We start from the raw sequence: 23868 nt of genomic DNA, 5'->3' as shown, positions 1-23868 counted from the left end.
CCGTTGCATGCGGGATAATGCACGCCTGTATGTCACGTTTTTGAGCCTGCCCATGTCCGTTTTTTCCGCTGCCCAGCATCAAGCCAGCACCTTGTACCTGCCGCCTGGCGCCTGGGCGACCGTGCTGGATTGCCTGTGTGAGCACTTTCCGGCCATCAGTCGCGAACAATGGCTGGACCGCATCGCCCGGGGCCGGGTGCTGGACATCAACGGTGCACCTATCACTCAGGACCTGGCCTACCGCGAAGGCCTGTGCATCTACTACTTCCGCGAAGTGCCGAACGAGAAAGTGATCCCGGTGCAGGAGACCATCCTCTACGCCGATGAACATCTGGTGGTGGCCGACAAGCCGCACTTCCTGCCGGTCACGCCTGCCGGCGAGTACGTCGAGCAGACCCTGTTGCGGCGTTTGATCCGTCGCCTGGACAACCCGTCTCTGGTGCCGCTGCATCGCATCGATCGGCATACGGCGGGCCTGGTACTGTTTTCGGCTAACCCGCAGACGCGCTCGGCGTATCAACAGCTGTTTCCCACGCGGAGGATCGACAAGTTCTACGAAGCCATTGCTCCGGCATTGCCTGGGCGGACTTTTCCGCTGGTGCATAAAAGCCGGTTGGTGGACGGCGAGCCGTTCTTTCGCATGCAGGAAGGCGAGGGGGCGAGCAATACCGAGACGGCGGTCGAGGTGCGGGAAAAAAATGGCGACCTGTGGCGCTATGGCCTGTTTCCGGTGACCGGCAAGAAACATCAGTTACGGGTGCACATGACGGCGTTAGGCGCGAGTATCTGCAACGATCCGTTCTACCCCGACGTCATCAAGGGTGCCGAGGACGATTACGCCAACCCACTCAAGCTGCTGGCCCAAGGCGTGCGCTTCATCGACCCGGTCACCGGTCTGGAGCGAAACTTCCGCAGCGAGATCAGCCTGGACTGGTAAACCCCAGGAACGAAAAAGCCCGCATTACGCGGGCTTTTCGTATCTGGCGTTAAGACTTACAGGTCTTTAACGGTGCGAACCTGATCCTTGTTGATCTGGGTGCGCTTGCCATCCAGCTGTTCGAATTCGTAGAAGCCGGTGGACTTATCGAATTTAGGAGTGTCGACGGCCTGGATTTCGCGACCGTCATTCAGGGTGATCACTGTAGGCGAGGCGCAACCGGCAAGGGTAGCGAGGCCCAGTGCAAGCATGAGAGCGGCGATGGTCCGTTGAGTCATGAGTTTGTCTCCGAGAGAATGCTTTGTTGAGTACTGACCTTGTGACGTGTGCAACGTCGGCAAAGTTCCTTGTTCGATGTTCATTCTGACACGCTGGGCGGGCGGTGCAACAACTCAGGTGTATTGAGGTTGGCCAAGCGTGGGTCGTCGGTAGGGCAATCCAGGGCTTTGGCCCCCAGTGCCTGCATGATTCGGCGCGGGCTGCGCTCGCCGGCTGCCCAGGCTTCATCGAACCGCTCGCGCAGCAGCGTCGGTATGACGCAGAGCAGAGGCTCCCAGAAATCGCCGTGGCGCACCATCACCGGCAGCAATGGGTTCTGCTGCGCTGTGCTGCGCAGGTCGGCGAGCAATCGCGCGTCGATCTGCGGCACATCGCACGGCAATACCAGCAGATGCCCATGCTGCGCCACCGCCAGTCCTGCGCGAATGCCGGCCAGTGGCCCCGGGAAGTCCGGGCTGTCATCGCCGACCAATTGATCGGCGTAGGCCGCGTACTGCGGCTGGTTACGGTTGCAGGAGATGATCAGGTCGTCGGTCAAAGGCCGTACCAGGCGATGCAGGTGCGCAATCAGCGGCTGTCCGTGCCAGTCGAGAAGACCCTTGTCGAGGCCGCCCATGCGCTGGCCACGGCCGCCGGCCAGCAACAGGACGGAGCAGGGCAGTGGGGAGGAATGGCTTGGCATGGCAGCTCCAGCGGGCAGTGAAATGGGGGCCTGTGATATAACATCGGGCTGTTCCTTCGACAACCGGACCGAGCCATGAAAGCCAAGGCTGATGCGCCCTTTGTACCCCTGAATATCGCTGTATTGACGGTCAGTGACACCCGCACCCTGGAAACCGACACCTCGGGCCAGGTCTTCGTCGACCGCCTGACCGCCGCCGGCCACCTGCTGGCCGAGCGCGTGTTGCTTAAAGATGATCTGTACAAAATCCGTGCGCAAGTGGCGCACTGGATTGCCGAAGACGTGGTGCAAGTGGTGTTGATCACCGGCGGCACCGGCTTCACCGGCCGCGACAGCACCCCGGAAGCGGTGAGCTGCCTGCTGGATAAACAGGTGGATGGTTTCGGCGAACTGTTCCGACAAATCTCCGTGGCCGATATCGGCACTTCCACCGTGCAGTCCCGCGCCCTGGCCGGCCTGGCCAATGGCACCCTGGTGTGCTGCCTGCCTGGCTCCACCAACGCGGTGCGCACCGGATGGGACGGGATTCTCGCCGAGCAACTGGATAACCGTCACCGCCCGTGCAACTTCGTTCCGCATTTGAAACAGGCCGAGCCCTGTGAATCCCGTGGGTAAGCCGGGCAAGACCGGCGCGTTGATGCCGGTGGAAGATGCCCTCGAGCAACTTCTGGCGATGGCCGAGGCTGCGCCGATTCGCGAGCAGGAAACGTTGCCGTTGGCCGAGTGTGATGGGCGGGTGTTGGCCCAGGCGCTGATCTCTACCCTGGACTTGCCGCCCTGGCCCAACAGCGCCATGGACGGTTACGCCCTGCGCCTGGCGGACTGGACCGGCGAGCCATTGGTGGTCAGCCAGCGCATTTTCGCAGGTACGGCACCGGAGCCTTTGGCCGCCGGCACCTGTGCGCGAATCTTCACCGGTGCCCCGGTGCCGGAAGGCGCGGACTGCGTTGAGATGCAGGAAAACGCAGTGGTCCACCCTGATCAGCGGGTGAGCTTCACCGAAGCGTTGCAGGTGGATCAAAACATCCGTCCCCAAGGCCAGGAAACCACGGTGGGCGAGTTGGTGTTGCCAGCAGGTACACGCCTGGGCCCGATCGAGTTGGGCCTGGCGGCTTCACTGGGTCGTGATCGGCTGGAGGTGGTGCGACGCGCCCGCGTGGCCGTGCTGTCCACCGGCGACGAGTTGATCGAGCCGGGCCTGCCGCTGGGTCCCGGGCAGATCTACAACAGTAATCGTCGGGTGTTGTGCAGCTGGCTGGAGCGCGTGGGTTGCGAAGTGGTAGATGCCGGGATCCTGCCGGATGATCTTGAAAAAACCCGCGAGCGCCTGGGTGCATTGGGCTCGGTTGACCTGATTCTGTCCACTGGCGGTGTGTCGGTGGGCGAGGCGGATTTTCTCGGGATTGCGCTGCGGGAAGAGGGCGAGCTGGCGCTGTGGAAGCTGGCGATCAAGCCGGGCAAGCCGCTGACGTTCGGGCATTTCCGTGGCGTACCGGTGATCGGCTTGCCGGGTAATCCGGCGTCGACCCTGGTGACCTTTGCCTTGCTGGCGCGGCCCTACCTGTTGCGCCGCCAGGGTGTGGAAGACGTGCAGCCATTGCGCATAGAAGTCCCGGTGGGATTTGTCTGGGCCAAGCCGGGGAATCGCCGTGAGTATTTGCGCGGGCGGCTTGAGCAGGGCAAGGCGATCATCTATCGCAACCAGAGCTCGGGTGTGCTGCGCAGTGCGGCGTGGGCTGAAGGTTTGGTAGAGGTGCTGGAAGGCACGACGCTGGAGATCGGTGATCGGGTCAACTTCATTCCGTTGAGTGAAGTCTTGAACTGAGCCCGGTCTATCAAACAATGAAAATCAAAATGTGGGAGCGGGCTTGCTCGCGAAAGCGGTGGATCAGTCGCCCGATGTGTTGACTGACCTTCTGCATTCGCGAGCAAGCCCGCTCCCACATTTGATTTGTGTTCATCCTGCAATCAAGGCAAATCACGACTCGCGTAAAACGCACTCAATACCTTCACCAGGTGCGCCAGGTCGTGGCTGCCGCACAGCTCGCGAATCGAGTGCATGGCAAACGTCGGCAGGCCGATATCCACGGTGCGCACGCCCAGGTGGCTGGCGGTGATCGGGCCGATGGTCGAGCCGCAACCCATGTCGCTGCGAACCACAAAGCTCTGCACCGGCACTTCTTCGGCCATGCACAGGTGGCGGAAGAACCCGGCGGTTTCGCTGTTGGTGGCGTAGCGCTGGTTGCTGTTGACCTTGATCACCGGGCCGGCATTGAGTTTCGGGCCGTGGTTGGCGTCGTGCTTCTCGGCGTAGTTGGGGTGCACGCCGTGAGCGTTGTCGGCAGACACCAGCAGCGACTTCTGGATGGTGCGTACGAATTCATCACCTTCCGGCAGCAGGCGGCGCAATGTCTGCTCCAGCATCGGGCCGTCGGCACCACAGGCGGAGCATGAGCCAACTTCTTCGTGGTCGTTGCACACCAGCACGCAGGTTTCGTCGGTTTCGGCGGTGAGCAAGGCTTGCAGGCCGGCGTAGCAGGACAGCAGGTTGTCGAGGCGGGCGCCGGCGATAAAGTCGCCATTGAGACCAATCACAGCGGCGCTCTGGGTGTCGTAGAAACTCAGCTCATAGTCGAGCACCACGTCAGCGTTCAAACCGTGTTCACGGGCCAATTGCTCGGTAAGCACCGCGCGGAAGTCCACACGCTCGTCACCGGCAAACTGCGCGAGGATCGGTGGCAGCTCGGTCTGGGCATTGATCGCCCAACCCTGGTTGGCTTCACGGTTCAGGTGAATGGCCAGGTTGGGGATGATCGCGATGGGCAGCTTGAAGTCGATCAGTTGGCTTTCGACCTTGCCGTCGCGGCGGAAGGTCACACGGCCGGCCAGGGACAGATCGCGGTCGAACCACGGTGCCAGCAACGCGCCGCCGTACACTTCCACACCCAGTTGCCAGAAGCCCTGGCGTTGCAGTTCGGGCTGTGGCTTGACCCGCAGGCACGGGCTGTCGGTGTGGGCGCCGACCAGGCGAATACCGCCTTGCAGGGGCGAGTGACGGCCGAGTTTGAAGGCGATGATCGAGGAGTCGTTGCGGGTGACGTAGTAGCGACCGTTGGCCTCGGTGGTCCAGGTCTCGCGCTCGTCAAGACGCTGGAAACCGGCCGCTTCCAGGCGCTGTGCAAGGGCGGCGGTGGCATGGAATGGGGTAGGGGAGGCCTTGAGGAAGTCGATCAGGCCTTGGTTCAACTCTTCGCGCATAAGTAGCTCCAGACAGCAATGGCGCGAGTTTACCGTATTGGCTCAGAATTTGGAGGGAAGCTGCTGTCTTGAGAAGGACACAAAACCAATGTGAGAGCTGGCTTGCCTGCGATAGCAGTCTGTCCGTGAAAAATAGGGGGGCTGACACACTGCTATCGCAGGCAAGCCAGCTCCCACATTTGATCGGGTTTACAGGTTAAAACGGTGCGGGGCACTCGAAGCGCAGGCGCTCGCCGCTCTGGGGATGGGTGAAGCTCAACATGCTGGCGTGCAGGCACAGGCGCGGCCAGGCAGCCAAGGCCTGCTCATGGGCGTACAAGCCATCGCCCAACAACGGATGCCCGATGGACAGCATATGCACACGCAGTTGATGTGAGCGGCCGGTAATCGGCGTCAGCTCAACCCGGCACCAGTCGCCGCAACGCTCCAGGACTTTCCAGAAGGTCAGCGCGTTCTTGCCGAACTCATGGTCCACCACGTGCCGTGGCTTGGTCGGCGGGTCATAGCGCAATGGCAAGTCGATGCTGCCGCTGTCCAGTTCCGGTTGGCCCCAGCAGAGTGCGGTGTAGGCCTTTTCGGTTTCCCGGTCATGAAACTGGCGCGACAGTTCACGGTGGGTATCCGCGTCACGGGCCAGCAGGATGATCCCCGACGTTTCCCAGTCCAGTCGATGGACGATGCGGGCTTCGGGGTAGCCGTTTTCCTGCAGGCGGGTGATCAGGCAGTCCTTGTTGTCTTCGGCGCGACCGGGCACCGAGAGCAGCAGGGTAGGCTTGTTCACCACCAGGACAGCGGCGTCCTGATGAAGGATGTGGACATTGGACAACGGCATTAAAACAGCCTCGTAACAAACGCCAACGGCGGCTCGCTCACCCGGCCCCGTGAGGGGAGCCAGGTAACCGAGCCGCCGTGGCGACCGCCTTTTCGATCAACGATCAGGCAGGGTGATATTGAGTTCCAGAATCGAGCAGCTGCCGTCATTTTCCAGGGCGACATGCACGTCATCGTTACCGATATTGACGTACTTGCGGATCACCTCCACCAGTTCCTTCTGCAAGGCTGGCAGGTAATCCGGGGTGCTGCGTTGGCCGCGTTCGTGCGCCACGATGATCTGTAGACGCTCTTTCGCTACCGACGCGGTACTTGGCTTTTTGTTGGCGCGAAAGAAGTCGAGAAATTTCATTGTTTAGTTGCCTCCAAAGATACGCTCGAAGAATCCCTTCTTCTTAACATCGAGGAAGCGATGTTCCACGGTCTTGCCCAGCAAGCGATCAACTGCATCGCTGTACGCCTGGCCGGCGTCGCTCTGGTCGTCAAGAATCACCGGCACGCCTTGGTTGGATGCCTTCAGGACGGCCTGGGATTCCGGGATCACACCCAGCAGGGTCACGGCGAGGATTTCCTTGACGTCTTCAACGCCGAGCATTTCGCCGTTGCTGACGCGCTCCGGGTTGTAGCGGGTGAGCAGCAGGTGTTCCTTGATCGGGTCTTCACCTTTCTCGGCACGCTGGGACTTGCTGGCCAGCAGGCCGAGCATGCGGTCCGAGTCACGTACCGACGACACTTCAGGGTTGGTCACGACGATGGCTTCGTCGGCGAAGTACATCGCCAGGTGAGCGCCGGTTTCGATACCTGCCGGGGAGTCGCACACTACGTATTCGAAGGTTTCCTTCAGTTCAGCGAGGACTTTGCCTACACCTTCCTTGGTCAACGCATCTTTGTCGCGGGTCTGGCTGGCGGCCAGCACGTACAGGTTCTCAAGGCGCTTGTCCTTGATCAGGGCCTGTTGCAGGTTGGCTTCGCCGTTGACCACGTTGACGAAGTCGTACACCACGCGGCGTTCACAGCCCATGATCAGGTCGAGGTTACGCAAGCCGACGTCGAAGTCGACGATGACTGTCTTGTGGCCGCGCAGAGCGAGGCCGGTACCGATAGCGGCGCTGGTGGTGGTCTTACCCACACCACCCTTGCCGGATGTAACCACGAGAATCTTGGCCAAGGTGTTTCACCCCTAAGGAAAAAGGACGTTCAGTCCCTGAAAAACATCTCTTGAAACTCGCTGCAGGCGGACAGCCTTTGTAGGAAAAAGATGTGGTTTCCGTAGGGGAAACGCCAACTTTCAATTATTCCTACACAAGTATTGCCGGTTTCGCTGTGCTATCAGAGTCTAGAGATGCTTGGAAAATGCGGCAGTATCCGTTAAAGACGGATGATGTTCAACACATCGCCCGACAGGCTGACTTGTACCCCGGCCCCCCACAGCGGATCGCGGCGCAAATCTTCCGAAACCTTGTACTGGCCTGCGATGGACACTAGCTCAGCGGTCAACTGCTGGCAAAAAATACGGGCCTTGGTGTCACCCTTTATGCCGGCCAGTGCACGACCGCGCATGGGGCCGTATACATGGATGTTTCCGTCGGCAAGAAGTTCCGCCCCCGGGCTTACCGGGGCGATGACGACAAGGTCGCCACCCTGGGCGTAAATCTGCTGCCCGCCCCGTACGGGAGAGGTGATGATCTTTGTAGGCTTGACCGTCGGCTCCGGCGGTTTCTCCGGTTTTTTCTTCTCTTCGCCGACCAACGGGTCGAGCGGACGCTCGCGGGCACCCGACGGCGGCAGTACTGGCAATTCAATAGCGATTGCGGCGGCAATGTCTTCGATACGGCTGGCACGAATCGCCAGGGTGCGCAGGCCATGTTGGCGGCACACACGCATCAATCCGGGCAGATCGACAGCGCCCTGGCCGGCGGGGAGTTTGTCCAGGGCCAGCACCAGCGGCGCATTGTTGAAGAAGTTCGGCGCGAGGGCGACCTTGGCGGCGAGCTGGCGGTCCAGGGCGTCAAGGTCATTGCGGGCCAGTTCCAGCACGGTAATGGCGAGCATGCTGCCTTTCAACTGGAACACGGGATCTTGGTCTAGCGGTTCGGTTTGGCTCATGGTCGGCAAAGCGGCTTGTCACGAAAAGTGTCGAGACTTATAACGAGAACATCCGCTAGCCGCAAGCCGGGTCGAACCGTTGTAGAATGCGCGGCCGTTGTCTTTACCGGAATCTTTAATGGATCGCCCGCGTTTTCGAGCAGTATTTTTTCACCCGCGCTTCTGGCTGTTATGGCTGGGACTCGGTTTGCTGTGGCTGATTGTGCAGTTGCCGTACCGGGCGTTGCTGGGGATTGGCCGTACCTTGGGGGCGGGAATGTACCGGGTAGCCGGTGAACGTCGGCGCATTGCCGCACGAAACCTGGAACTGTGCTTCCCGGAAAAGTCTGCCAAAGAGCGTAAACATTTGCTCAAGGAAAACTTCGCGTCCACCGGCATCGCCTTCTTCGAGATGGCCATGAGCTGGTGGTGGTCCAAGCCGCGCCTGGCGCGCCTGGCCCATGTCGAAGGGCTGGAGCACCTCAAGCAGGCGCAACTGGAAGGCAAGGGCGTGATCCTGATGGCCCTGCATTTCACCACCCTGGAAATCGGCGCCGCCTTGCTCGGGCAGAAGCACACCATCGATGGCATGTACCGCGAGCACGGCAACCCATTGTTCGATTTCGTCCAGCGCCGTGGCCGCGAGCGGCACAATCTTGATTCCCTGGCCGTAGAGCGCGAAGACGTGCGCGGCATGCTCAAGCTGCTGCGGGCCGGCCGTGCGATCTGGTACGCACCGGACCAGGACTACGGCGCCAAGCAAAGTATCTTCGTGCCGTTGTTCGGCATTCAGGCCGCCACCGTCACGGCCACCAGCAAATTTGCGCGTCTGGGCAAGGCACTGGTGGTGCCGTTCACTCAGGAGCGCCTGGCTGACGGCAGCGGCTATCGCCTGGTCATTCATCCGCCGCTGACCGACTTCCCCGGTGAAACCGACGAGATCGATTGCCTGCGCATCAATCAGTGGGTCGAAGCCTCCGTGCGCGAATGCCCCGAGCAATACCTGTGGACCCACCGCCGCTTCAAGAGCCGGCCGCCAGGTGAGCCTAAGCTGTATGAAAAACGCCGTCGTTGATCTGAAGTCCCCAAGCACCATGGAGTGATGCAATGCGCTCAGCTGAACCGGTCACAGGCTTGATTCTTTCCGGCGGCGGGGCGCGGGCCGCCTATCAAGTGGGGGTATTGGCGGCGATTGCCGAGCTGTTGCCGCCGGGGGCCGCCAATCCGTTTCCGGTGATTGTCGGCACCTCGGCCGGGGCGATCAATGCGGTCAGCCTGGCCAGTGGCGCCATGGACTTTACCGCTGCCATCGAGCGCCTGACCGCTTTCTGGCAAGGCTTTCGCAGCCACCTGGTGCTGCGCAGTGATTGGCCCGGGGTGATCAGCCAGGCCAGTCGATTCCTTATCCACAGCCTGCTGGGGCTGGGGGCACAGGTGCCGGTGGCGCTGCTCAACAGTTCGCCGTTGCGGGATTTGTTGCGTGACAAGCTGCACCTGGAAGGCATCGAGCAGTCGATTCGCGAAAAACACCTTCACGCTGTGGCTGTAACCGCCTTCGGGTACGAGTCCGGGCAAGCCGTGACCTTCTACCAGGGCGGCGGCACCATCGACGCCTGGCTGCGACATCGGCGTATCGGTATTCCCACCCAACTGACCGTTGAACACCTGCTGGCCAGCTCGGCGATTCCATTGCTGTTTGCCCCGGTCAAACTCGATCAGGAATATTTTGGTGACGGTGCAGTGCGGCAATCGGCACCGATCAGCCCCGCGCTGCACCTGGGAGCCAGCCGCGTGCTGGTGGTGGGCGTCAGTGGCAACCCGCGCGGCAACGACCCTTCGAACCCGGCACGTACCTTCACCGGCCAGGAGCCGACCTTGGCGCAGATCGGTGGGCACATGCTCAACAGCACGTTCATCGACAGCCTGGAAAGCGATATTGAATTGCTCGAGCGCCTGAACCAGTTCAGTCATGTGTTGCCGAGCAACGCGGCGATACAAGGTTTGGCGCCGGTGGAGGTGCTGGTGATTGCACCAAGCCAACCGATCGACGAAATCGCGGCGCGTCATCGCCAGGAATTGCCTGCGGCATTGCGCCTGTTTCTGCGCGGGCCGGGGGCGACTAAAACCAGTGGCGCGGGCGTGCTCAGTTACCTGCTGTTCGAGGCGGGGTATTGCAGCGAATTGATCGAATTGGGAAGGCGGGATGCGCTGGCCAAGCGCGAAGAGTTGCAGCGGTTTCTAGGCCTGACACCGAACTGAATGTGGGGCTGGCTTGTGTGGGAGCTGGCTTGCCTGCGATGCAGGCACCTCGAAGTTTCAGTTACACCGCAGTGATGCTATCGCAGGCAAGCCAGCTCCCACATGGAGGCGCGGTGTTACTTAGAAGTGGTACTTCACCAACAGGCTCGCAGTGTCCTGATTGGTCTCGAACGCGCCGCTGTCCTGGATCCCGTACTTGTTCTTCCAGTAGTCGTATTCGATACCGACATACAACTGCTTCTCGCCCCAATGCAGCGCCTTGCCCAGGTCATATTTGATCTGTGGGTTGAAGTGCAGGTTGGCGTGGTAAGTGCCACGGGCGTTCTTGTCGTTATCCACGACCCAGTCCATAAAGCCGTCGATCAGCACATTGGAGTTGCCCACCGGGATCGTGTACGACCACACCGGTGTGATCTGCCACACCCCATCACCCGGGCGGTTGCCTTCGGTCTGGCGCTGGTAGAAGTTCAGCTGGAAGTAGTCGAAACCAGGGATTGCCAAGTCGAAGCCCGGGCCGAGCAAGTACGACTCGTTGTCGCCTTCGCCAAACTCGTAAGTGAACGCCAGCAACACGTCCTTGATCGGGCCGAACGACAAGTCTTTGTCGAAGATCTTGCCGAACGACAAGCGTGGGCTGAACTCGCCGTAGTAAGTACTTGGGCCGACATTGCCGTCTTCCTTGCCGTTGTAGAAGATGCGGTCGAGGAAGAAGAAGTTGTCGCCGTACTTCCACGCGTCGGCGTGTTCGAAGGTCACGGTTTGCTGGATCTGCGGGTTAACAGTGAAGTTCTTGCCCCACAGATAAGTCAGGCTGTTGTTCTGCCACTGCAGCAGATCACCGGCCATGGCCTGGCCCCCGGCCAGCAGGGATCCTGCCAGCATCAGGCTGTTCACAGTACGTTTCATTCGGTTGCTCCCGAGGTAAAGGTTTCTGGTTTTTTTTCTAAGCGGACGCTCTGGTGTGGCGTCTTTTTGCTTGCCGCAAAAATCGTCTGTTCGGTCAGCTTTAATGCGTTTAGCAAGAGCTGCGCCAAGGTGTTTAAAAAGCCAAAAAATCCCCGTCGGCTGTGATGAACACAGTCGAATTCGGAGAGTTTTTGCACACGTTGGCTGCGGACTTGGGGCCCGGGTAAGTTGGCCTTGCAGTCAGCTTTTACATTCGCTGTTTTTTTTTGAGTCGATTTGAGCGGGCGCCGAGAATACTGACTCCGAAGCCGGTGCTCAAGTGCGCTGTTACAGCGCGCGCGGGGCGAGAATGGGGCACGGCGCGTGGCCGGCCCCGGGTGAATGGCGTGCATGGTGTGTTCCCTGATCGTTATTGTTTTTGTTGTGACGCAGGAATCAATGTGGGTGTGCGTGAGCGCTTGCGGCCGCGCGTTCGGCGCCGCCCAGAATGTTGAATAACAGGTTCAGCGACAGCGCGCTGAGGGTGGCCATGGCGATGCCGCTGTGAGTGATCGGGCTCATCCACAGTGGCAACTGCGCAAAGAACTCGGGACGCACGACCGGGATCAAACCCATGCCGATACTCACCGCCACCAGCAACTGGTTACGGCGGTCGGCGATGTCGGCTTCCTGGAGGATCTTGATCCCGGTGGCCGCCACCATGCCGAACATGGCAATCGCCGCACCCCCCAGCACTGCGGGTGGAATCGACGCTACCAGGAACGCGGCCTTGGGCAGCAGGCTCAGCACGATCAGAAACGCCCCGGCCATGATCGTCACCGAACGGCAGCGCACACCGGTCATCTGCACCAGGCCGATGTTTTGCGCGAACGAGGAGTGGGTAAAAGTGTTGAAGAAGCCGGCAAAAAACGACGCGCCGGCATCACACAACAGGCCGCGACGCAGCATCTTCGGCGTGACTTCCTGGCCGGTGATCTTGCCCAGGGCGAGAAACATCCCGGTGGACTCGACGAAGATAATCACCACCACCAGGCACATCGACAGAATCGGCGCCAACTCGAACTTCGGCATGCCGAAATGCAGTGGCGTCACCACTTGCACCCACGGTGCCTGGGCCAGGCCGCTGAGGTCGACCATGCCGATCATCCCGCACAACCCATAACCAAGGGCCATGCCAATCAGCACCGAGATATTCACCCAGAAGCCGCGCATGAAACGGTTGATCAGCAGGATAGTGGCCAGCACCAGCGCGGCAATCGCCAGGTAAATCGGTGAGCCAAACGTGGACGCCGCCGCGCCACCGCCGGCCCAGTTGACCGCGACGGGAAACAGCGAAAGGCCAATGGCGGTGATCACAGTGCCGGTCACCAGCGGCGGAAAGAAGCGTACGACCTTGGACATGAACGGCGCGATCAGGATGCCGAAAAAGCCGGCGGCGATGGTCGCACCGAAGATCCCTTGCAGGCCGATGCCGGGCATGCCTGCCATGGCGACCATGCTGCCGACTGCGGCGAAACTGGCGCCCATCATCACGGGCATGCGAATGCCCACCGGGCCGATGCCGAATGACTGGACCATGGTTGCGATGCCCGCCACCAGCAGGTCGGCGTTGATCAGGAAGGCGATTTCTTCACGACTCAGGCCTGCGGCCTGGCCGATGATCAAAGGCACAGCGACGGCGCCACCGTACATCAGCAAGACGTGTTGCAGGCCTACCAGAATCAGTTGCAAGAGGGGCAGCCGCACCATGGCGGGCGCGGCAGGAGTCTGCGTTTCTAGCTGGGACATGCAACACCTCGGATCTTTTTATTGTTGTGTTGTTCGGCATTCAATTGCCGGGTGGAACTCATTCGTCAAAGCACACCGCAGATCTCAACTGTAGGAGCTGGCTTGCCTGCGATAGCGGCGGTGAATTCAACATCGCTATCGCAGGCAAGCCAGCTCCCACATTGGGTCCTGCGTTAATCAGTCAGTTGGTACGCGCCCCCTGAGTGATCCAGGTGCCAATCAAGTCCCGTTCCTGCTGGGTCATCTGGGTAATATTGCCCAGCGGCATGATCTGGCTGGCCACGGCCTGCGCCTGAATGCGCGGGGCCATCTGCTGGATCTGCTGCGGCGTATCAAACATCACCCCGGCCGGTGCGGTGCTGAACAGCGGGCTTGTCGGTTTGGCCGAATGGCACACCGCACAGCGCTCCTGAATCACCCCATGGACCTTGTCAAAATCAACCGAGGCCTGGGCCGGTGCTGCTTCTGCAGGTGCCGGTGCAGGTGCCGGTGCAGGTGCCGCGGGTGCAGCCGGTTTAAGCCCGCCACCCAACGCCGTTTCCGGCAGCGGCTGGTACTCGATGGCCGCCGGTGCCTTGGCCACTTCCGGTGCAGTCGCCACCGGTTTTGGACCGGTCACGTAGGCCAGGCATATCATCGCCAGCGCGCCAACCGGCAAGGTCCAGGCATATTTCTGGCTGTTATGACGGGTGTTGAAGTAGTGACGCACCAACACGGCCGCCACCGCGATGCCCGCCAGGATCAGCCAGTTGTATTGGCTGCCGTAGGTGCTCGGGAAGTGGTTGCTGATCATGATGAACAGCACCGGCAAGGTGAAGTAGTTGTTATGACGCGAACGCAGCAAACCCTTGGCCGGCAGTGCCGGGTCGGGTGTGCGGTTTTCGGCGATGGCCGCCACCAGCGCACGCTGGGCCGGCATGATGATGCGGAACACGTTGCCCACCATGATGGTGCCGATCACGGCGCCCACGTGCAGGTACGCACCACGACCGCTGAACACCTTGCTGAAGCCGTACGCGGCGGCAATCAACAGCACGAACAGGATCAGGCCGAGCAGGGCGGGGCGCTTGCCCAGTGCCGAGTCGCAGAGAAAGGAGTAGATGAACCAGCCGGCCAGCAGCGAGCCGAGGCCCAGCAACACACCTTCCGGACCGCTGAGGCTGCTGCCCGGGGCCAGCAGGTACAAGGTCGGGTTGGCATAGAACACCACGCACAGCAGCGCGATGCCGGACATCCAGGTGAAATAGGCTTCCCATTTGAACCAGTGCAGGTTATCCGGCATGGTCGGCGGGGCCAGTTTATATTTTTCCAGGTGGTAGATACCGCCACCGTGGATCGCCCACAAGTCACCGGCGAGGCCGTCCTTGGGGTTCACGCGATTGAGGTTGTTTTCCAGCCAGACGAAGTAGAACGAAGCGCCGATCCAGGCGACGCCAGTGATCATGTGAACCCAGCGCACGCTCAGGTTCAGCCATTCCATCAAATGTGCTTCCACAGTCTTTACCTCTCGCCTGTCACTCTGTCGTCGAGTGATCAGACCTTCTCTTATTGGTGGGGGGCGAGGATCAACCGCTCATCCTCTTTGAAAAAATGCTCATCGCAGTTATTGCCTGTGCCACTGCGATCAACCACCAGGAAGTCATCCCGCTTTTCGATCGTCAGCACCGGGTGGTGCCAGACGCCGCGATGGTAATTAATGCCCTGCCTGCCGTTGGTAACGAAGGCGCGGACCAAGCCCGATACAGGTTCATCGCCAAGTGGCGCGACCACGATCAGAAAGGGGTTGCCGAGCAGCGGGATGAAAGCCTGGCTGCCCAGCGGGTGTCGTTCCAGCATGCACACGGTCAGCGGCATGTCCTGCGCGTCGGCGCGGAAGATGCTGATGATAGCGTTGTCTTCTGGCGTGGCGGTTTCAACCGTCGCCAGTTTATGAAAGCGCATGGTCGACCCGTTGTTGATCATGAAGTGATCGCTGCCATCGGTTTCGATAACGTCTCCGAAAGGGGCGAAGGCTTCTTTGGTCAGGGGTTCGATCATCAGTGTGCGCATGGCTGTCTTCTTAATCTTGTGTATGGATCGTTCCCACGCTCTGCGTGGGAACGCCGCCCTGGACGCTCTGCGTCCGCTCTTGTGACGCAGAGCGTCACGGTATGCGTTCCCACGCAGAGCGTGGGAACGATCGGGTGTTACTTCGAAACCTTGCCCAAAACCCGCAGGCGGCTCACACCACCATCCGGGAACACATTCAGGCGAATGTGGGTGATCGGGCCCAGCGCCTTGATCTGCTCGGCAAAGGTGTGTTCAGCGTGCATTTCCAGTTTCTGCGCCGGGAGCAGTTCGCGCCAGAACAGCGATTGGGTTTCGATCTGGCTGTCGGTGCCGCCTTTCACGAACGCGCCCTGGATCGAGCAAGTGTCCGGGTAGTTGCCCTTGAAGTGCAGGGTGTCGACCACGATCTTCTCGATCTCGCCCGGGTGGCCCAGTGCGACGATCACCCAGTCATTGCCCGGCGTACGACGACGTGCGGTTTCCCAGCCGTCGCCCATGTTGATGCCACGGCCCGGGTTGAGGATGTTGCTCATGCGCCCGAAGTGTTCATCGGAGCAGGCCAGTGCGCGGCCGCCGTTCAATGCAGCAGCCAGGTCCACCTGTTCGTTGTCGCCCACCGCCGACCAGTCGCGGAACGGAATGCCGTACACACGCAGACGGGCCACACCACCGTCCGGGTAGATGTTGAAGCGCAGGTGGCTGAACGCCTGGTCGTTGTTGATCTCGTGGAAGTGATGGCTGTTGCCTTGCAGCTCTACAGCCGACAGCACTTCAACCCACTGGGTGTTGTCATCCGGCTCGCCGCTCGCGAGGAAGCAGGCTTCCAGGGACGCCGATGGCGGGAAGTTGCCGGTGAAGAATGAAGTGTCGATGTCCACGCCTTTGATCGAACCCGGTACGCCCAGGCGGATCACCGCGCTGTCGTAACCTTCGAAGCGCTTGCGGCGCGACTCCCAGCCGTCCATCCACTTGCCGTTGTCATCGAAAACGCCCTCCTTCCACACGGCCGGGGTCGGCTGGAACAGGCGGTTGGCGTCGGCGAACCAGTCATCGGTGACAGAGATGATCTTGGTGCCCAGGCGGGCGTCGGCCAGGTTGACGAACTTCTCGAAAGGTACGGCGTAAGCTTTCATTCTTCTTGTCTGCCTTAAAGTAAGTGGCTTGGGATGCTCGCCAGGCCCTGGGCGTTCATGAACCGCTCGGGCCAGGTCTGCTAAAGGGTCAGTAATCGGAACAACGCGATTTTATTGATCTCGGCCAGCGCGCATTTGAACTCGGCTTCCACCGAGTTGTGAATGCGCGTTTCAAACGCGGCGAGGATCTGGTGTCGGTTGCTGCCTTTTACCGCCATGATGAAGGGAAACTTGAACTTGGCCTTGTAGCCATCGTTCAGCTCGGTGAAGCGAGAAAACTCTTCGGCCGTGCATTGGTGAATACCGGCGCCAGCCTGTTCATTAGTGCTGGCTTCGGTCAACTGGCCCTGGACGGCCGCTTTGCCCGCCAGGTCCGGGTGAGCGTTGATCAGGGCCAGTTGACTGGTGTGATCGGCGCTCAACAGGATGTCGCTCATGCGTTGGTGCAGGGTTTCGATCTCGTCGATCGAAGCGTCCTGGCCCAGGTCGAAGGCCTTTTCGGCCACCCATGGCGAATGTTCGTAGATGTCGGCGAAGGCTTTGACGAACGCGTCGCGGCTCAGGGTCGAGGGTTTCAGGGTCTGGAACGCAGTCATTTGGCGGCTCCCTGGAAAGGGTGCACGTCATGCCAGTGACGGGCGATGTCGACGCGGCGGGTAAACCACACCTGATCATGGCCCTTGGCGTATTCGATAAAACGCTTGAGGGCGGCCAGACGTGCCGGGCGGCCGATCAGGCGGCAGTGCAGGCCGATGGAGAGCATCTTCGGTGCTTCCGCGCCTTCGGCATACAGCACATCGAACGCGTCTTTCAGGTATTCGAAAAAGTCGTCGCCCTTGTTGAAACCCTGGACCTGGGTGAAGCGCATGTCGTTGGTGTCCAGGGTGTAGGGGATCACCAGGTGCGGCTTGCCGGTCGGGTTGTTGGGTTCCCAGTAAGGCAGGTCGTCGTCGTAGGTGTCGCAGTCGTAGAGGAAACCGCCTTCCTCCATCACCAGCCGCCGGGTGTTGGGGCCGGTGCGCCCGGTGTACCAGCCCAGGGGGCGTTCGCCGGTGAGTTCGGTGAGGATGCGGATCGCTTCGAGCATGTGCTCGCGTTCCTGGGCCTCATCCATGTATTGGTAGTCGATCCAGCGGTAGCCGTGGCTGCAGATCTCGTGGCCGGCGGCGACCATCGCGCGGATCACGTCCGGGTGGCGCTGGGCGGCCATGGCCACGGCGAAAATGGTCAGCGGGATATCGAATTCCTTGAACAGCTTGAGGATGCGCCACACGCCGGCCCGGCTGCCGTATTCGTACAGCGACTCCATGCTCATGTTGCGCTCGCCTTGCAGCGGTTGCGCCGAGACCATTTCCGAGAGGAAGGCTTCCGACTCTTTGTCGCCGTGCAAGATGTTGCGCTCACCACCTTCTTCGTAATTGAGTACGAACGACAGGGCGATACGGGCCTTGCCCGGCCAGTGTGGGTGAGGAGGGTTACTGCCGTAACCGATCAGGTCGCGTGGGTAGTCAGCGCTCACTGCAGTCTTCCTTCTTGTTCGTGGTAGCGGTGTGTGTGGCGGCCGGGCAGCGGAAAGACTGGGTGGCGTCACAACGATGACTGATTGTATACAACTTAGTGCGCACTTTGTAAGCCTGTATTTCTGCATTTTTTCCGCAGGGTCTTTGCAGAGTAGCACTGCAAGAAACCTGCCTGACTGGTCAGCTAAATTGAAAAAAACCTCATTCACTGTAGGAGCGTGCTTGTTCGCGAAAAACCTGAGAACGCCTCGGTAACCCTGAAGCGCTGCGTTATCGTTGACGATCTTCGCGGGCAAGCTCGCTCCTACAGAATCGATGTCAGCAACGGAACGCGGGCTTGTTGAATTTATTGTGTACAATTTTTTTGAAAAGTGTCTTAATCAGCCATCGCCGGCTTTTTCAGTGACCTGAAAAGGTGCGGTCTTTCACTTTACTGACTTCGGGAGGCGCGCAGACGCTATGGGACGTTTGACCACACACGTATTGGACGCCGCACATGGCTGCCCCGGCAGCGCGATCAAGGTTGAGTTGTACCGTGTCGAGGGCGCACAGCTTGAGCTGGTCGCCAGCACCCTGACCAACAGCGACGGCCGCTGCGATGCACCCCTGCTGCAAGGCGATGACTACCGCAGCGGTGTCTATCAGTTGCAGTTCAGCGCCGGCGATTACTACCGCGCCCGCGGTGTGCAACTGCCCGAACCTGCGTTTCTCGATTTGGTAGTGCTGCGCTTCGGCATCAGCGCTGAACAGGATCACTACCACGTGCCTTTGCTGATTTCGCCTTACAGCTACTCCACCTATCGCGGTAGCTGAGTCGTCACCGCGCTTCACACCCCCAAAGCTCTTCGTTGGTTTTTCGCCCGCTCACACTGCGGGCTTTTTTTCGCCTGCTGATCGGGCCCTATCTATGTAAGGCCCGCCGGGTGAACGCAGTGCCTACCCTCGCAGTTTTCATCTGGAGCGGTTGGCAACATGACCATGGAACCCGATCAACCTGAGCCTGCGGACGAAGGGCAGGACCTGCCTGCGATGGACCTGGCGCGCATCCGCCATAGCCTGATGCGCCGGCTCAACGCCAGCCCTGCGCCCAGTCGCTTTATCAACGACCTGCACGCCGCCCATGGGCGCTGCAACGAGTCGGGTCGGCAACTGCGCCGGATCATGTACCACGCACCACGAATCCAGCGGCTGGTGCGTGGAGTGCTGCGTGAGCATTTCAGCCTGGACCCCGACACCCTGTGGTTCACCGTCGCAGCACTGCCCGGCCAGCCTGGCCGGGTGGACAGCCTGACGGAGCGGGCCTTGGCCTTGCTGCACGTGCGGGTGTTTCCCCTCAACATCAATCAATTCACGCGCTTGAGCCTCCAGGGCGAACCCGCCGCCAGCGTACGGTTGACCCCGCGGGAAATCCTGAACCGGGTGAATGCGCTGGACCTTCCGGCGCGTATCGGTGCGGCAAGGGCGGACTATTGGCAGGGCTTGTCGCCTGGCAGCGCGTTGTCGCGCACCGAGCAATGTGTGCAGTTGCAGCGCCGTTTTTGGGTGGATAAGGCCCTGCTGGCCCATGCCCTGTGCCAACTGTCGGACGACGGCCTCGACATGGTCCTGGACCTGGTCGATGCTTCCACACCGCAAGCGCGGCAGCGTGCGGGCGGCGACTGGGCATCCTTGTACGCCAGTGAATTGCAGTGGGGCGCAGTGCCACTGGGCGGCGCGCTGCACCTGTGCCGGCGTGGCGCGGGCCAGGACCTTCGGCAAGTGGTTTACCTGCCCGGCGCGGCCCAGGGGTTTTATGAGTTTGCCAGTTGGGCGGCGATGCAGCGTGACCTGCCGGCGGTGATTCTCGAACTCGGACACGCGAGTTTGCCGCTGCGCCGCCAAGATGAATGGGCAACACAGCCTTTCAGGGTAACCCGTGGGACTGAACTGACCGCCGATGCCCTGCGGTACAGTGCATGGGTCCAGATCCAGGTTCAGGGCGACAACGAGTGGGAGTGCCTCGATCTCCGGCGTGCAGGCGGGACATCACCCGGCTTGAGTTTGCAACAGCGCCTGCACCAAGTGGAGCGCGCGCGGCGGCCCGTGACCGGCTCGCCTTTGTTGAACCAGGCCATCGAGCAATTGTTGGTGTGGGACCACAAGCGTCGCGCCAGGGAAATCACCTGTGGGCTGCTTCATCCCGGCATGGCGGTACGAACCCGTGAGGCGCTGGTGCAGCGCCATGAGCGGGGTGTGCTGGCGTTGCTGGACTCGAAGGATTTGCTCAGGGACTGCCCGCCGTATGACGGCTTCATCGCCCTGCAAACCCAATGGCAGGAGCAGGTGTCAGTGGTTTCTACACTGCTGGAAGGCCAGGAGGCGCAACTGGCCGTGCGTGAGTTCTGGCTACAGACGCCAGCCGGAAGCGCGCACAACCGGGTTGCGCAATTGTTGAGCGGGCAGCGCAACGCCATGCTCCACGAGGCGCACTTGCAGCGACGGTTGGGGCTGATCACCGAGGCCAATCTGGCGGCGCTGAAAGAGGCCCTGAACAAAGGCGACGCGCCCCGCAGTTGCCGTGTGTTAAGCCTGTCCTTTGGTCAGTCCGGGCAACCGCTTTTCCCGTTGCATGGAGTGTTTGTCGTCACCACGCCTCAGGGCCTGAGCCAGCCGGCACTGCCGGAGCCCGTGCTGTTGCAGGTGCCGGGCAAGGAGGGCGGATTGCAGACGTTTACTTCCCTGGACGATCTCTCTGCCAGCCTCGATGCCAGTCTCAAAAGCCCGGATGGCTCTGCATTATGGCGTTGTGTAAGCCGTGACCAGCGGCAATCTGCGCGGGAGCTGGTGCGCGGCCCAGGCGTTGCTACACCGGTGCTGGTCTACTTTCAGGTGATAGAGGGCAACCTCCTGTCCGAGAGTTTTCAGGCATGCATCCGGCGTGCGCAGCAGCACCTGCGTTGGGTGGACGCCGGCGGGCGGCCGTTCAGCGAGGTCAGCGATACCGGGTTGGCGCGTACGTTGTTGTCCCTGGAGCTGGCGCATCAGCTACACGTGCCGGACAGTGCCGCCCGGGCGGTGGCGTTGGCCAATGTCAGCATGCTGCGGCTGGCGGCGGCGCACGTGAAAGTCATGCCAGCGTGGCTGGCCGGTGCCGGCCAGGCGTTGCGCAAGCGTTATCAGCGACAATCGCTCCAGCACCTCGAAAGCTGCGCGGTACTTGAACAACAGCTGGCGTTGGCCTTGCCGAGCCTGGAGGCCTTTGCTCGAGCCACCTTAATCGAGCGTTTGCACAAGGACAGGCTTCACCCGCAACTTGACATCGACGAGCCCTTTCTCGACATGCCCGACGATGTCAGCTCCCATTGGCAGTCTCACCCTCAACGGCCGGCGGGGGATTCCGGGGTGCGGGTGGTGGTCAGCCCGCAACGCAACACCTACAGCCTGTTGCAACTGGCACTGCACAACCTGGATGCAGAGGCGCCCTGGACTGAGCTGCGCCTGCACTACAGCCGTTACCTGAATGCGCACTGGTCCAGGCACTTGCCGGCAAACGCGTTGATCGAGCTGATTTCCAGCCTGGATGTGGCCGGACAGTACGAGCAGTTGGTCATCCGGGCCTTTTACCCCACAAAGGATGAGACGTCGGCGTTACCGCCAGCGCTGGTCGAAAGGCCCCTGAGCCAACAGGCACGGCTGGCTTTATTTAGTGCCACTCAACAAGGCCTGAGTGCGGCGGGCCAAAGCTTGTTCGCGACCGCGCTGGCTGCACGCACGCCGCAGGACCTGCAGAAAAACGGGCACGCGCTACAACTGTGCTTCGTGCATCTGGCGGCGCTGACCCTCAAATTGCCTCGGCATGTCGCCGGTATGCTGCTGATCCATGACCAGGTCTCGGCGGTGACGCTGCTCTACTGGCCCCAGGTCAAGGGCCATGCACCACTGAGTGAACATGCCAGCCTCGCGGCGGCGATGCAGGTGTTGATAGACCTGGCGGCGCGCCCGGAAAATCGTGTGCAATTGGCGCTACAGATTGCGCCGGGGTGGGAGGAGGACGCGCTGGCAGGCTATCCGGTGCCGGTCAGCCCCCAGCCGTGGACGTTTGACTGGCGCACGGCGATCCCGCCGTTGAGCCGGCGGCTTCCCGGTTCACTGTTTGACGGCCTCATGTTGACCTATAACGTGATTAAGCGATGGTTCGCCGTGCGTCGCCAGCAACCGGCCACCACCTTGGCGGAGACTGAGCAGGAGATTGGCGAGCAGATCGAACAGGATCCCCGGCAGTGGCTGGGTATTACCCGCACCACGGGCAGCGACATGTTGCGAATCCTCGCCCATGGCCAATTGCTGGGCCTGCACCGGGAGGTGCGAGCCATGGCCAATTCACGCCGTGCGCTGCAAGACTACCGTCAGCTGCGCCTCGACGAACAGTCGGCGGCGCGTGCGCGGGGCTTGTTATCGTTTATTCCGGGCGTGAGTATCGGAGTCAATCTGTATGAGCTGTTGCTCGCCGCCCGCCGTGCCCATCACAGTGGCGACCCAGCGGATGCGGTGGCCGCCGGTTTTGCGGCATTGGTATTGTTGGCTGATGTGGCCCTGTCTTTGGCGCCTCAGGGCAAAGCCAGCCCCAGGTTGGGGGCGCTGCTAACCCGGGTCAGACACCGCCAATGGCTGCAGGACGGTGGTGTTGGCAACCTGCGTCTGCCATCCCCGGTCAGAAACCTCAAAGGGTTGGACGCGTTCAAGAAGCCACCAGTGATCGAGGAGGCCGTGACATTGCATGGACCGGTCAACAAGGGCAGCTACGTCAAGGGCGGCGAGCAATTTATCCTCGACGGGGATTCCGCGTACCCGGTGTACCGTCGTAATTCTGAACAAACCCTGCGCTTGAAAAATACCCACAACGAAGGCCAGGACGAGCTGCTGCTGTACGTGGAGCAATCCGGCGAGCGATTGCTGGGAGCCGATGCGCCCGAACCCCGGCCCGGGCCCAGTTCCGGAATCTATCGGCCGTGGGAAGCGCCGCAGGTAGGGAGTGAATGGATTGCCCCGGTTGTGCCACATACTGAGCGCCTGGCCCGGCAACCGCCGTTGGCTTCCAGTCATTGGCAAGCCTGGGGCCAAGGGTTGGAAGGGCCTGGAATCCAGGAGATATCGCCGTCACGGAGGTTGTATCGCATTCAGGGAGAGAGGCCCTACGACGCGGTCAGGTTTGGGGATAAATATTATGAATTGTTGCCCAATGGTTCGACGGCTCCAGCGGGCATCATATTTTTAAAGCAGCCCGAGTTGCTTCCTGTAGCGATCAGGGATGAGTTAACGCGGTGGATGCTGCCTGGCCCGCGCGAGCAGCCGATCCCGGCCACCTTTGGCGCCGATCAGTTATGGACCCCACGTGCGCCGCTCTTCACCCGGCCCATTGCGGATTACGTTGGCGACGCTTTTCCCGACCTGACGCCGGCCAGTCGCTATTTCGTCACCACACGGCTGCTGGAAATAACCGACACCGGCCGTTCGATGACTGCCACCCGCATGCTGAACATTCGCGCAACCCTGGATGAGTGGCTGCCACCTTTTCCCGAGGCGTCGGGCCAGACCGACGACCTGTTTCGCATGCTCAGGCCACTCACGCGACGGCAAAAATTGAGCGTCAATATTGGCCGGGAGGGGACAACACCGGGGCTTGAGCGGGTCGATTTCGTGCCGTTGACGCCGATCGCCTCCGACGTACTCATCAAACCTGCCGAGGGCTCCGGTCACGCTCGGCCGATCGTTGCCCAGCATGCGGTGTTACAGGTGCTGGAGCGTCAGGGCTTTGCCATTAAAAAAATACACAAAAGCAGCACCGCAGGACTGTACAACTTATCGTGCACGCATCCGAAGTCCAGCAACCTGTATTACGTATTGACGCGCTGGAGCGACTCGTCGAACGTTCGTCTGAACTCGGGCCGCATGGTGCAACTGTCTGACGCTTGGTTGCGCCATAGCGCCCAGCAGCAACCGCAGATTTACACGCCGATCATACGGGCACTGGAGGAGGGGCGTCTGGTCCGGATAATTGGGGGCATTCAACAGATCGGGCAAGGTAATCCGGTGACGGTGTTCTTTGTCAAAATGGAGCGTTTCTAGGCGGGCCCGGTAGCGTCGGCGCCACCGGGCCAGGCG

At 61.0% G+C, this 23868-nt stretch carries 22 protein-coding genes; 7 read left to right on the top strand and 15 right to left on the bottom strand.

The features are described from left to right. Positions 1 to 46 precede the first annotated feature (46 nt). Complete coding sequence (locus K0H47_RS02015; protein WP_219271839.1) at positions 47 to 937, top strand: pseudouridine synthase; 891 nt, start codon at positions 47 to 49, stop codon at positions 935 to 937. 56 nt (positions 938 to 993) lie between these two features. On the opposite strand, the gene K0H47_RS02010 is transcribed toward K0H47_RS02015, so the two are convergent. Both K0H47_RS02010 and mobA read right to left on the bottom strand, forming a co-directional pair. Next, positions 994 to 1215 carry a YgdI/YgdR family lipoprotein gene (locus tag K0H47_RS02010; protein ID WP_003209090.1) on the bottom strand — a complete coding sequence of 74 codons (222 nt, stop codon included), beginning with the start codon at positions 1213 to 1215 and terminating at the stop codon, positions 994 to 996. 80 nt (positions 1216 to 1295) lie between these two features. Further along, on the bottom strand, positions 1296 to 1898 hold the full coding sequence (gene mobA / locus K0H47_RS02005) for a molybdenum cofactor guanylyltransferase MobA (protein ID WP_219271828.1): 603 nt from the start codon (positions 1896 to 1898) through the stop codon (positions 1296 to 1298). 75 nt (positions 1899 to 1973) lie between these two features. On the opposite strand from mobA, the gene moaB reads away from it, so the two are divergent. Beyond that, complete coding sequence (gene moaB / locus K0H47_RS02000; protein WP_003209092.1) at positions 1974 to 2513, top strand: molybdenum cofactor biosynthesis protein B; 540 nt, start codon at positions 1974 to 1976, stop codon at positions 2511 to 2513. Next, positions 2497 to 3723, top strand: coding sequence for a gephyrin-like molybdotransferase Glp (gene glp / locus K0H47_RS01995; protein WP_219271827.1), 1227 nt, complete (start codon positions 2497 to 2499; stop codon positions 3721 to 3723). The genes moaB and glp overlap by 17 nt, the downstream gene beginning before the upstream one ends. 143 nt (positions 3724 to 3866) lie before the next feature. Here the strand turns inward: glp and K0H47_RS01990 are convergent, their stop codons facing one another. The 5 genes from K0H47_RS01990 to minC all read right to left on the bottom strand — a co-directional run bounded on the left by K0H47_RS01990 (position 3867) and on the right by minC (position 8093). Next, a complete protein-coding gene (locus tag K0H47_RS01990) occupies positions 3867 to 5156 on the bottom strand; it encodes a M18 family aminopeptidase (RefSeq protein ID WP_003209095.1) in 1290 nt (429 codons plus the stop codon). A 196-nt stretch (positions 5157 to 5352) separates the two neighbouring features. After that, positions 5353 to 5988: an RluA family pseudouridine synthase gene (locus tag K0H47_RS01985; RefSeq protein WP_063032017.1), complete on the bottom strand. Its 636-nt coding sequence runs from the start codon at positions 5986 to 5988 to the stop codon at positions 5353 to 5355. Between the two features lie 96 nt (positions 5989 to 6084). Beyond that, complete coding sequence (gene minE / locus K0H47_RS01980; protein ID WP_003175252.1) at positions 6085 to 6339, bottom strand: cell division topological specificity factor MinE; 255 nt, start codon at positions 6337 to 6339, stop codon at positions 6085 to 6087. A gap of 3 nt (positions 6340 to 6342) precedes the next feature. Then, positions 6343 to 7155, bottom strand: coding sequence for a septum site-determining protein MinD (gene minD / locus K0H47_RS01975; protein ID WP_003209098.1), 813 nt, complete (start codon positions 7153 to 7155; stop codon positions 6343 to 6345). 200 nt (positions 7156 to 7355) lie between these two features. Continuing rightward, complete coding sequence (minC, locus tag K0H47_RS01970; protein WP_017479977.1) at positions 7356 to 8093, bottom strand: septum site-determining protein MinC; 738 nt, start codon at positions 8091 to 8093, stop codon at positions 7356 to 7358. A 118-nt stretch (positions 8094 to 8211) separates the two neighbouring features. Here minC and K0H47_RS01965 point away from each other — a divergent pair, with 118 nt between their 5' ends. Both K0H47_RS01965 and K0H47_RS01960 read left to right on the top strand, forming a co-directional pair. Continuing rightward, on the top strand, positions 8212 to 9147 hold the full coding sequence (locus K0H47_RS01965) for a lipid A biosynthesis lauroyl acyltransferase (RefSeq protein ID WP_177027316.1): 936 nt from the start codon (positions 8212 to 8214) through the stop codon (positions 9145 to 9147). Positions 9148 to 9179: 32 nt separating this feature from the next. After that, on the top strand, positions 9180 to 10331 hold the full coding sequence (locus K0H47_RS01960) for a patatin-like phospholipase family protein (protein WP_063032013.1): 1152 nt from the start codon (positions 9180 to 9182) through the stop codon (positions 10329 to 10331). 120 nt (positions 10332 to 10451) lie between these two features. Here the strand turns inward: K0H47_RS01960 and K0H47_RS01955 are convergent, their stop codons facing one another. The 8 genes from K0H47_RS01955 to puuE all read right to left on the bottom strand — a co-directional run bounded on the left by K0H47_RS01955 (position 10452) and on the right by puuE (position 17726). Beyond that, positions 10452 to 11237 carry an outer membrane protein OmpK gene (locus K0H47_RS01955; RefSeq protein WP_003209104.1) on the bottom strand — a complete coding sequence of 262 codons (786 nt, stop codon included), beginning with the start codon at positions 11235 to 11237 and terminating at the stop codon, positions 10452 to 10454. Next, on the bottom strand, positions 11234 to 11629 hold the full coding sequence (locus tag K0H47_RS01950) for a hypothetical protein (protein WP_177027315.1): 396 nt from the start codon (positions 11627 to 11629) through the stop codon (positions 11234 to 11236). Before K0H47_RS01950 ends, K0H47_RS01955 begins: the two co-directional genes overlap by 4 nt. A 43-nt stretch (positions 11630 to 11672) precedes the next feature. Continuing rightward, entirely contained in the window at positions 11673 to 13025 is a 1353-nt protein-coding gene (locus tag K0H47_RS01945) for a nucleobase:cation symporter-2 family protein (protein ID WP_063032011.1), read from the bottom strand. A gap of 181 nt (positions 13026 to 13206) precedes the next feature. After that, the gene (locus tag K0H47_RS01940) at positions 13207 to 14520 is read right to left on the bottom strand and encodes a urate hydroxylase PuuD (RefSeq protein WP_219271825.1); all 1314 of its coding nucleotides are present in this window, start codon (positions 14518 to 14520) and stop codon (positions 13207 to 13209) included. Positions 14521 to 14570: 50 nt separating this feature from the next. Continuing rightward, positions 14571 to 15074, bottom strand: a complete 504-nt coding sequence (locus K0H47_RS01935; protein WP_003209110.1) for an ureidoglycolate lyase — start codon at positions 15072 to 15074, stop codon at positions 14571 to 14573. Between the two features lie 137 nt (positions 15075 to 15211). After that, positions 15212 to 16207, bottom strand: a complete 996-nt coding sequence (alc, locus tag K0H47_RS01930; protein WP_063032007.1) for an allantoicase — start codon at positions 16205 to 16207, stop codon at positions 15212 to 15214. 80 nt (positions 16208 to 16287) lie between these two features. After that, positions 16288 to 16803, bottom strand: a complete 516-nt coding sequence (gene uraD, locus K0H47_RS01925; RefSeq protein ID WP_063032005.1) for a 2-oxo-4-hydroxy-4-carboxy-5-ureidoimidazoline decarboxylase — start codon at positions 16801 to 16803, stop codon at positions 16288 to 16290. Continuing rightward, positions 16800 to 17726 (bottom strand): allantoinase PuuE, encoded by a 927-nt coding sequence (gene puuE / locus K0H47_RS01920; protein WP_093200029.1) that lies wholly within the window; start codon positions 17724 to 17726, stop codon positions 16800 to 16802. Before puuE ends, uraD begins: the two co-directional genes overlap by 4 nt. Positions 17727 to 18186: 460 nt before the next feature. Here puuE and uraH point away from each other — a divergent pair, with 460 nt between their 5' ends. Both uraH and K0H47_RS01910 read left to right on the top strand, forming a co-directional pair. Further along, positions 18187 to 18540 (top strand): hydroxyisourate hydrolase, encoded by a 354-nt coding sequence (gene uraH / locus K0H47_RS01915; protein ID WP_219271823.1) that lies wholly within the window; start codon positions 18187 to 18189, stop codon positions 18538 to 18540. Between the two features lie 159 nt (positions 18541 to 18699). Further along, a complete protein-coding gene (locus K0H47_RS01910) occupies positions 18700 to 23832 on the top strand; it encodes a dermonecrotic toxin domain-containing protein (RefSeq protein ID WP_257626606.1) in 5133 nt (1710 codons plus the stop codon). The last annotated feature ends 36 nt before the right edge of the window (positions 23833 to 23868 follow it).

It is taken from the genome of Pseudomonas sp. Xaverov 83 (assembly GCF_019352905.1).
GTDB lineage: Bacteria > Pseudomonadota > Gammaproteobacteria > Pseudomonadales > Pseudomonadaceae > Aquipseudomonas > Aquipseudomonas yamanorum.
The sequence above is the reverse complement of the archived record's forward strand: the minus strand, read 5'-3'. Positions and strand labels throughout refer to the sequence as shown.

Excerpts from the sequence above, each read along its gene's own strand:
- mobA (WP_219271828.1), bottom strand. The coding sequence starts at position 1,898 with ATGCCAAGCCATTCCTCCCCACTGCCCTGCTCCGTCCTGTTGCTGGCC.
- K0H47_RS01910 (WP_257626606.1), top strand. The coding sequence starts at position 18,700 with ATGACCATGGAACCCGATCAACCTGAGCCTGCGGACGAAGGGCAGGAC.
- K0H47_RS02010 (WP_003209090.1), bottom strand. The coding sequence starts at position 1,215 with ATGACTCAACGGACCATCGCCGCTCTCATGCTTGCACTGGGCCTCGCT.
- moaB (WP_003209092.1), top strand. The coding sequence starts at position 1,974 with ATGAAAGCCAAGGCTGATGCGCCCTTTGTACCCCTGAATATCGCTGTA.
- uraD (WP_063032005.1), bottom strand. The coding sequence starts at position 16,803 with ATGACTGCGTTCCAGACCCTGAAACCCTCGACCCTGAGCCGCGACGCG.
- K0H47_RS01955 (WP_003209104.1), bottom strand. The coding sequence starts at position 11,237 with ATGAAACGTACTGTGAACAGCCTGATGCTGGCAGGATCCCTGCTGGCC.
- K0H47_RS01990 (WP_003209095.1), bottom strand. The coding sequence starts at position 5,156 with ATGCGCGAAGAGTTGAACCAAGGCCTGATCGACTTCCTCAAGGCCTCC.
- minC (WP_017479977.1), bottom strand. The coding sequence starts at position 8,093 with ATGAGCCAAACCGAACCGCTAGACCAAGATCCCGTGTTCCAGTTGAAA.
- K0H47_RS01935 (WP_003209110.1), bottom strand. The coding sequence starts at position 15,074 with ATGCGCACACTGATGATCGAACCCCTGACCAAAGAAGCCTTCGCCCCT.
- K0H47_RS01960 (WP_063032013.1), top strand. The coding sequence starts at position 9,180 with ATGCGCTCAGCTGAACCGGTCACAGGCTTGATTCTTTCCGGCGGCGGG.
- K0H47_RS01950 (WP_177027315.1), bottom strand. The coding sequence starts at position 11,629 with ATGCACGCCATTCACCCGGGGCCGGCCACGCGCCGTGCCCCATTCTCG.
- alc (WP_063032007.1), bottom strand. The coding sequence starts at position 16,207 with ATGAAAGCTTACGCCGTACCTTTCGAGAAGTTCGTCAACCTGGCCGAC.
- uraH (WP_219271823.1), top strand. The coding sequence starts at position 18,187 with ATGGGACGTTTGACCACACACGTATTGGACGCCGCACATGGCTGCCCC.
- K0H47_RS01945 (WP_063032011.1), bottom strand. The coding sequence starts at position 13,025 with ATGTCCCAGCTAGAAACGCAGACTCCTGCCGCGCCCGCCATGGTGCGG.
- K0H47_RS01965 (WP_177027316.1), top strand. The coding sequence starts at position 8,212 with ATGGATCGCCCGCGTTTTCGAGCAGTATTTTTTCACCCGCGCTTCTGG.
- minE (WP_003175252.1), bottom strand. The coding sequence starts at position 6,339 with ATGAAATTTCTCGACTTCTTTCGCGCCAACAAAAAGCCAAGTACCGCG.
- K0H47_RS01985 (WP_063032017.1), bottom strand. The coding sequence starts at position 5,988 with ATGCCGTTGTCCAATGTCCACATCCTTCATCAGGACGCCGCTGTCCTG.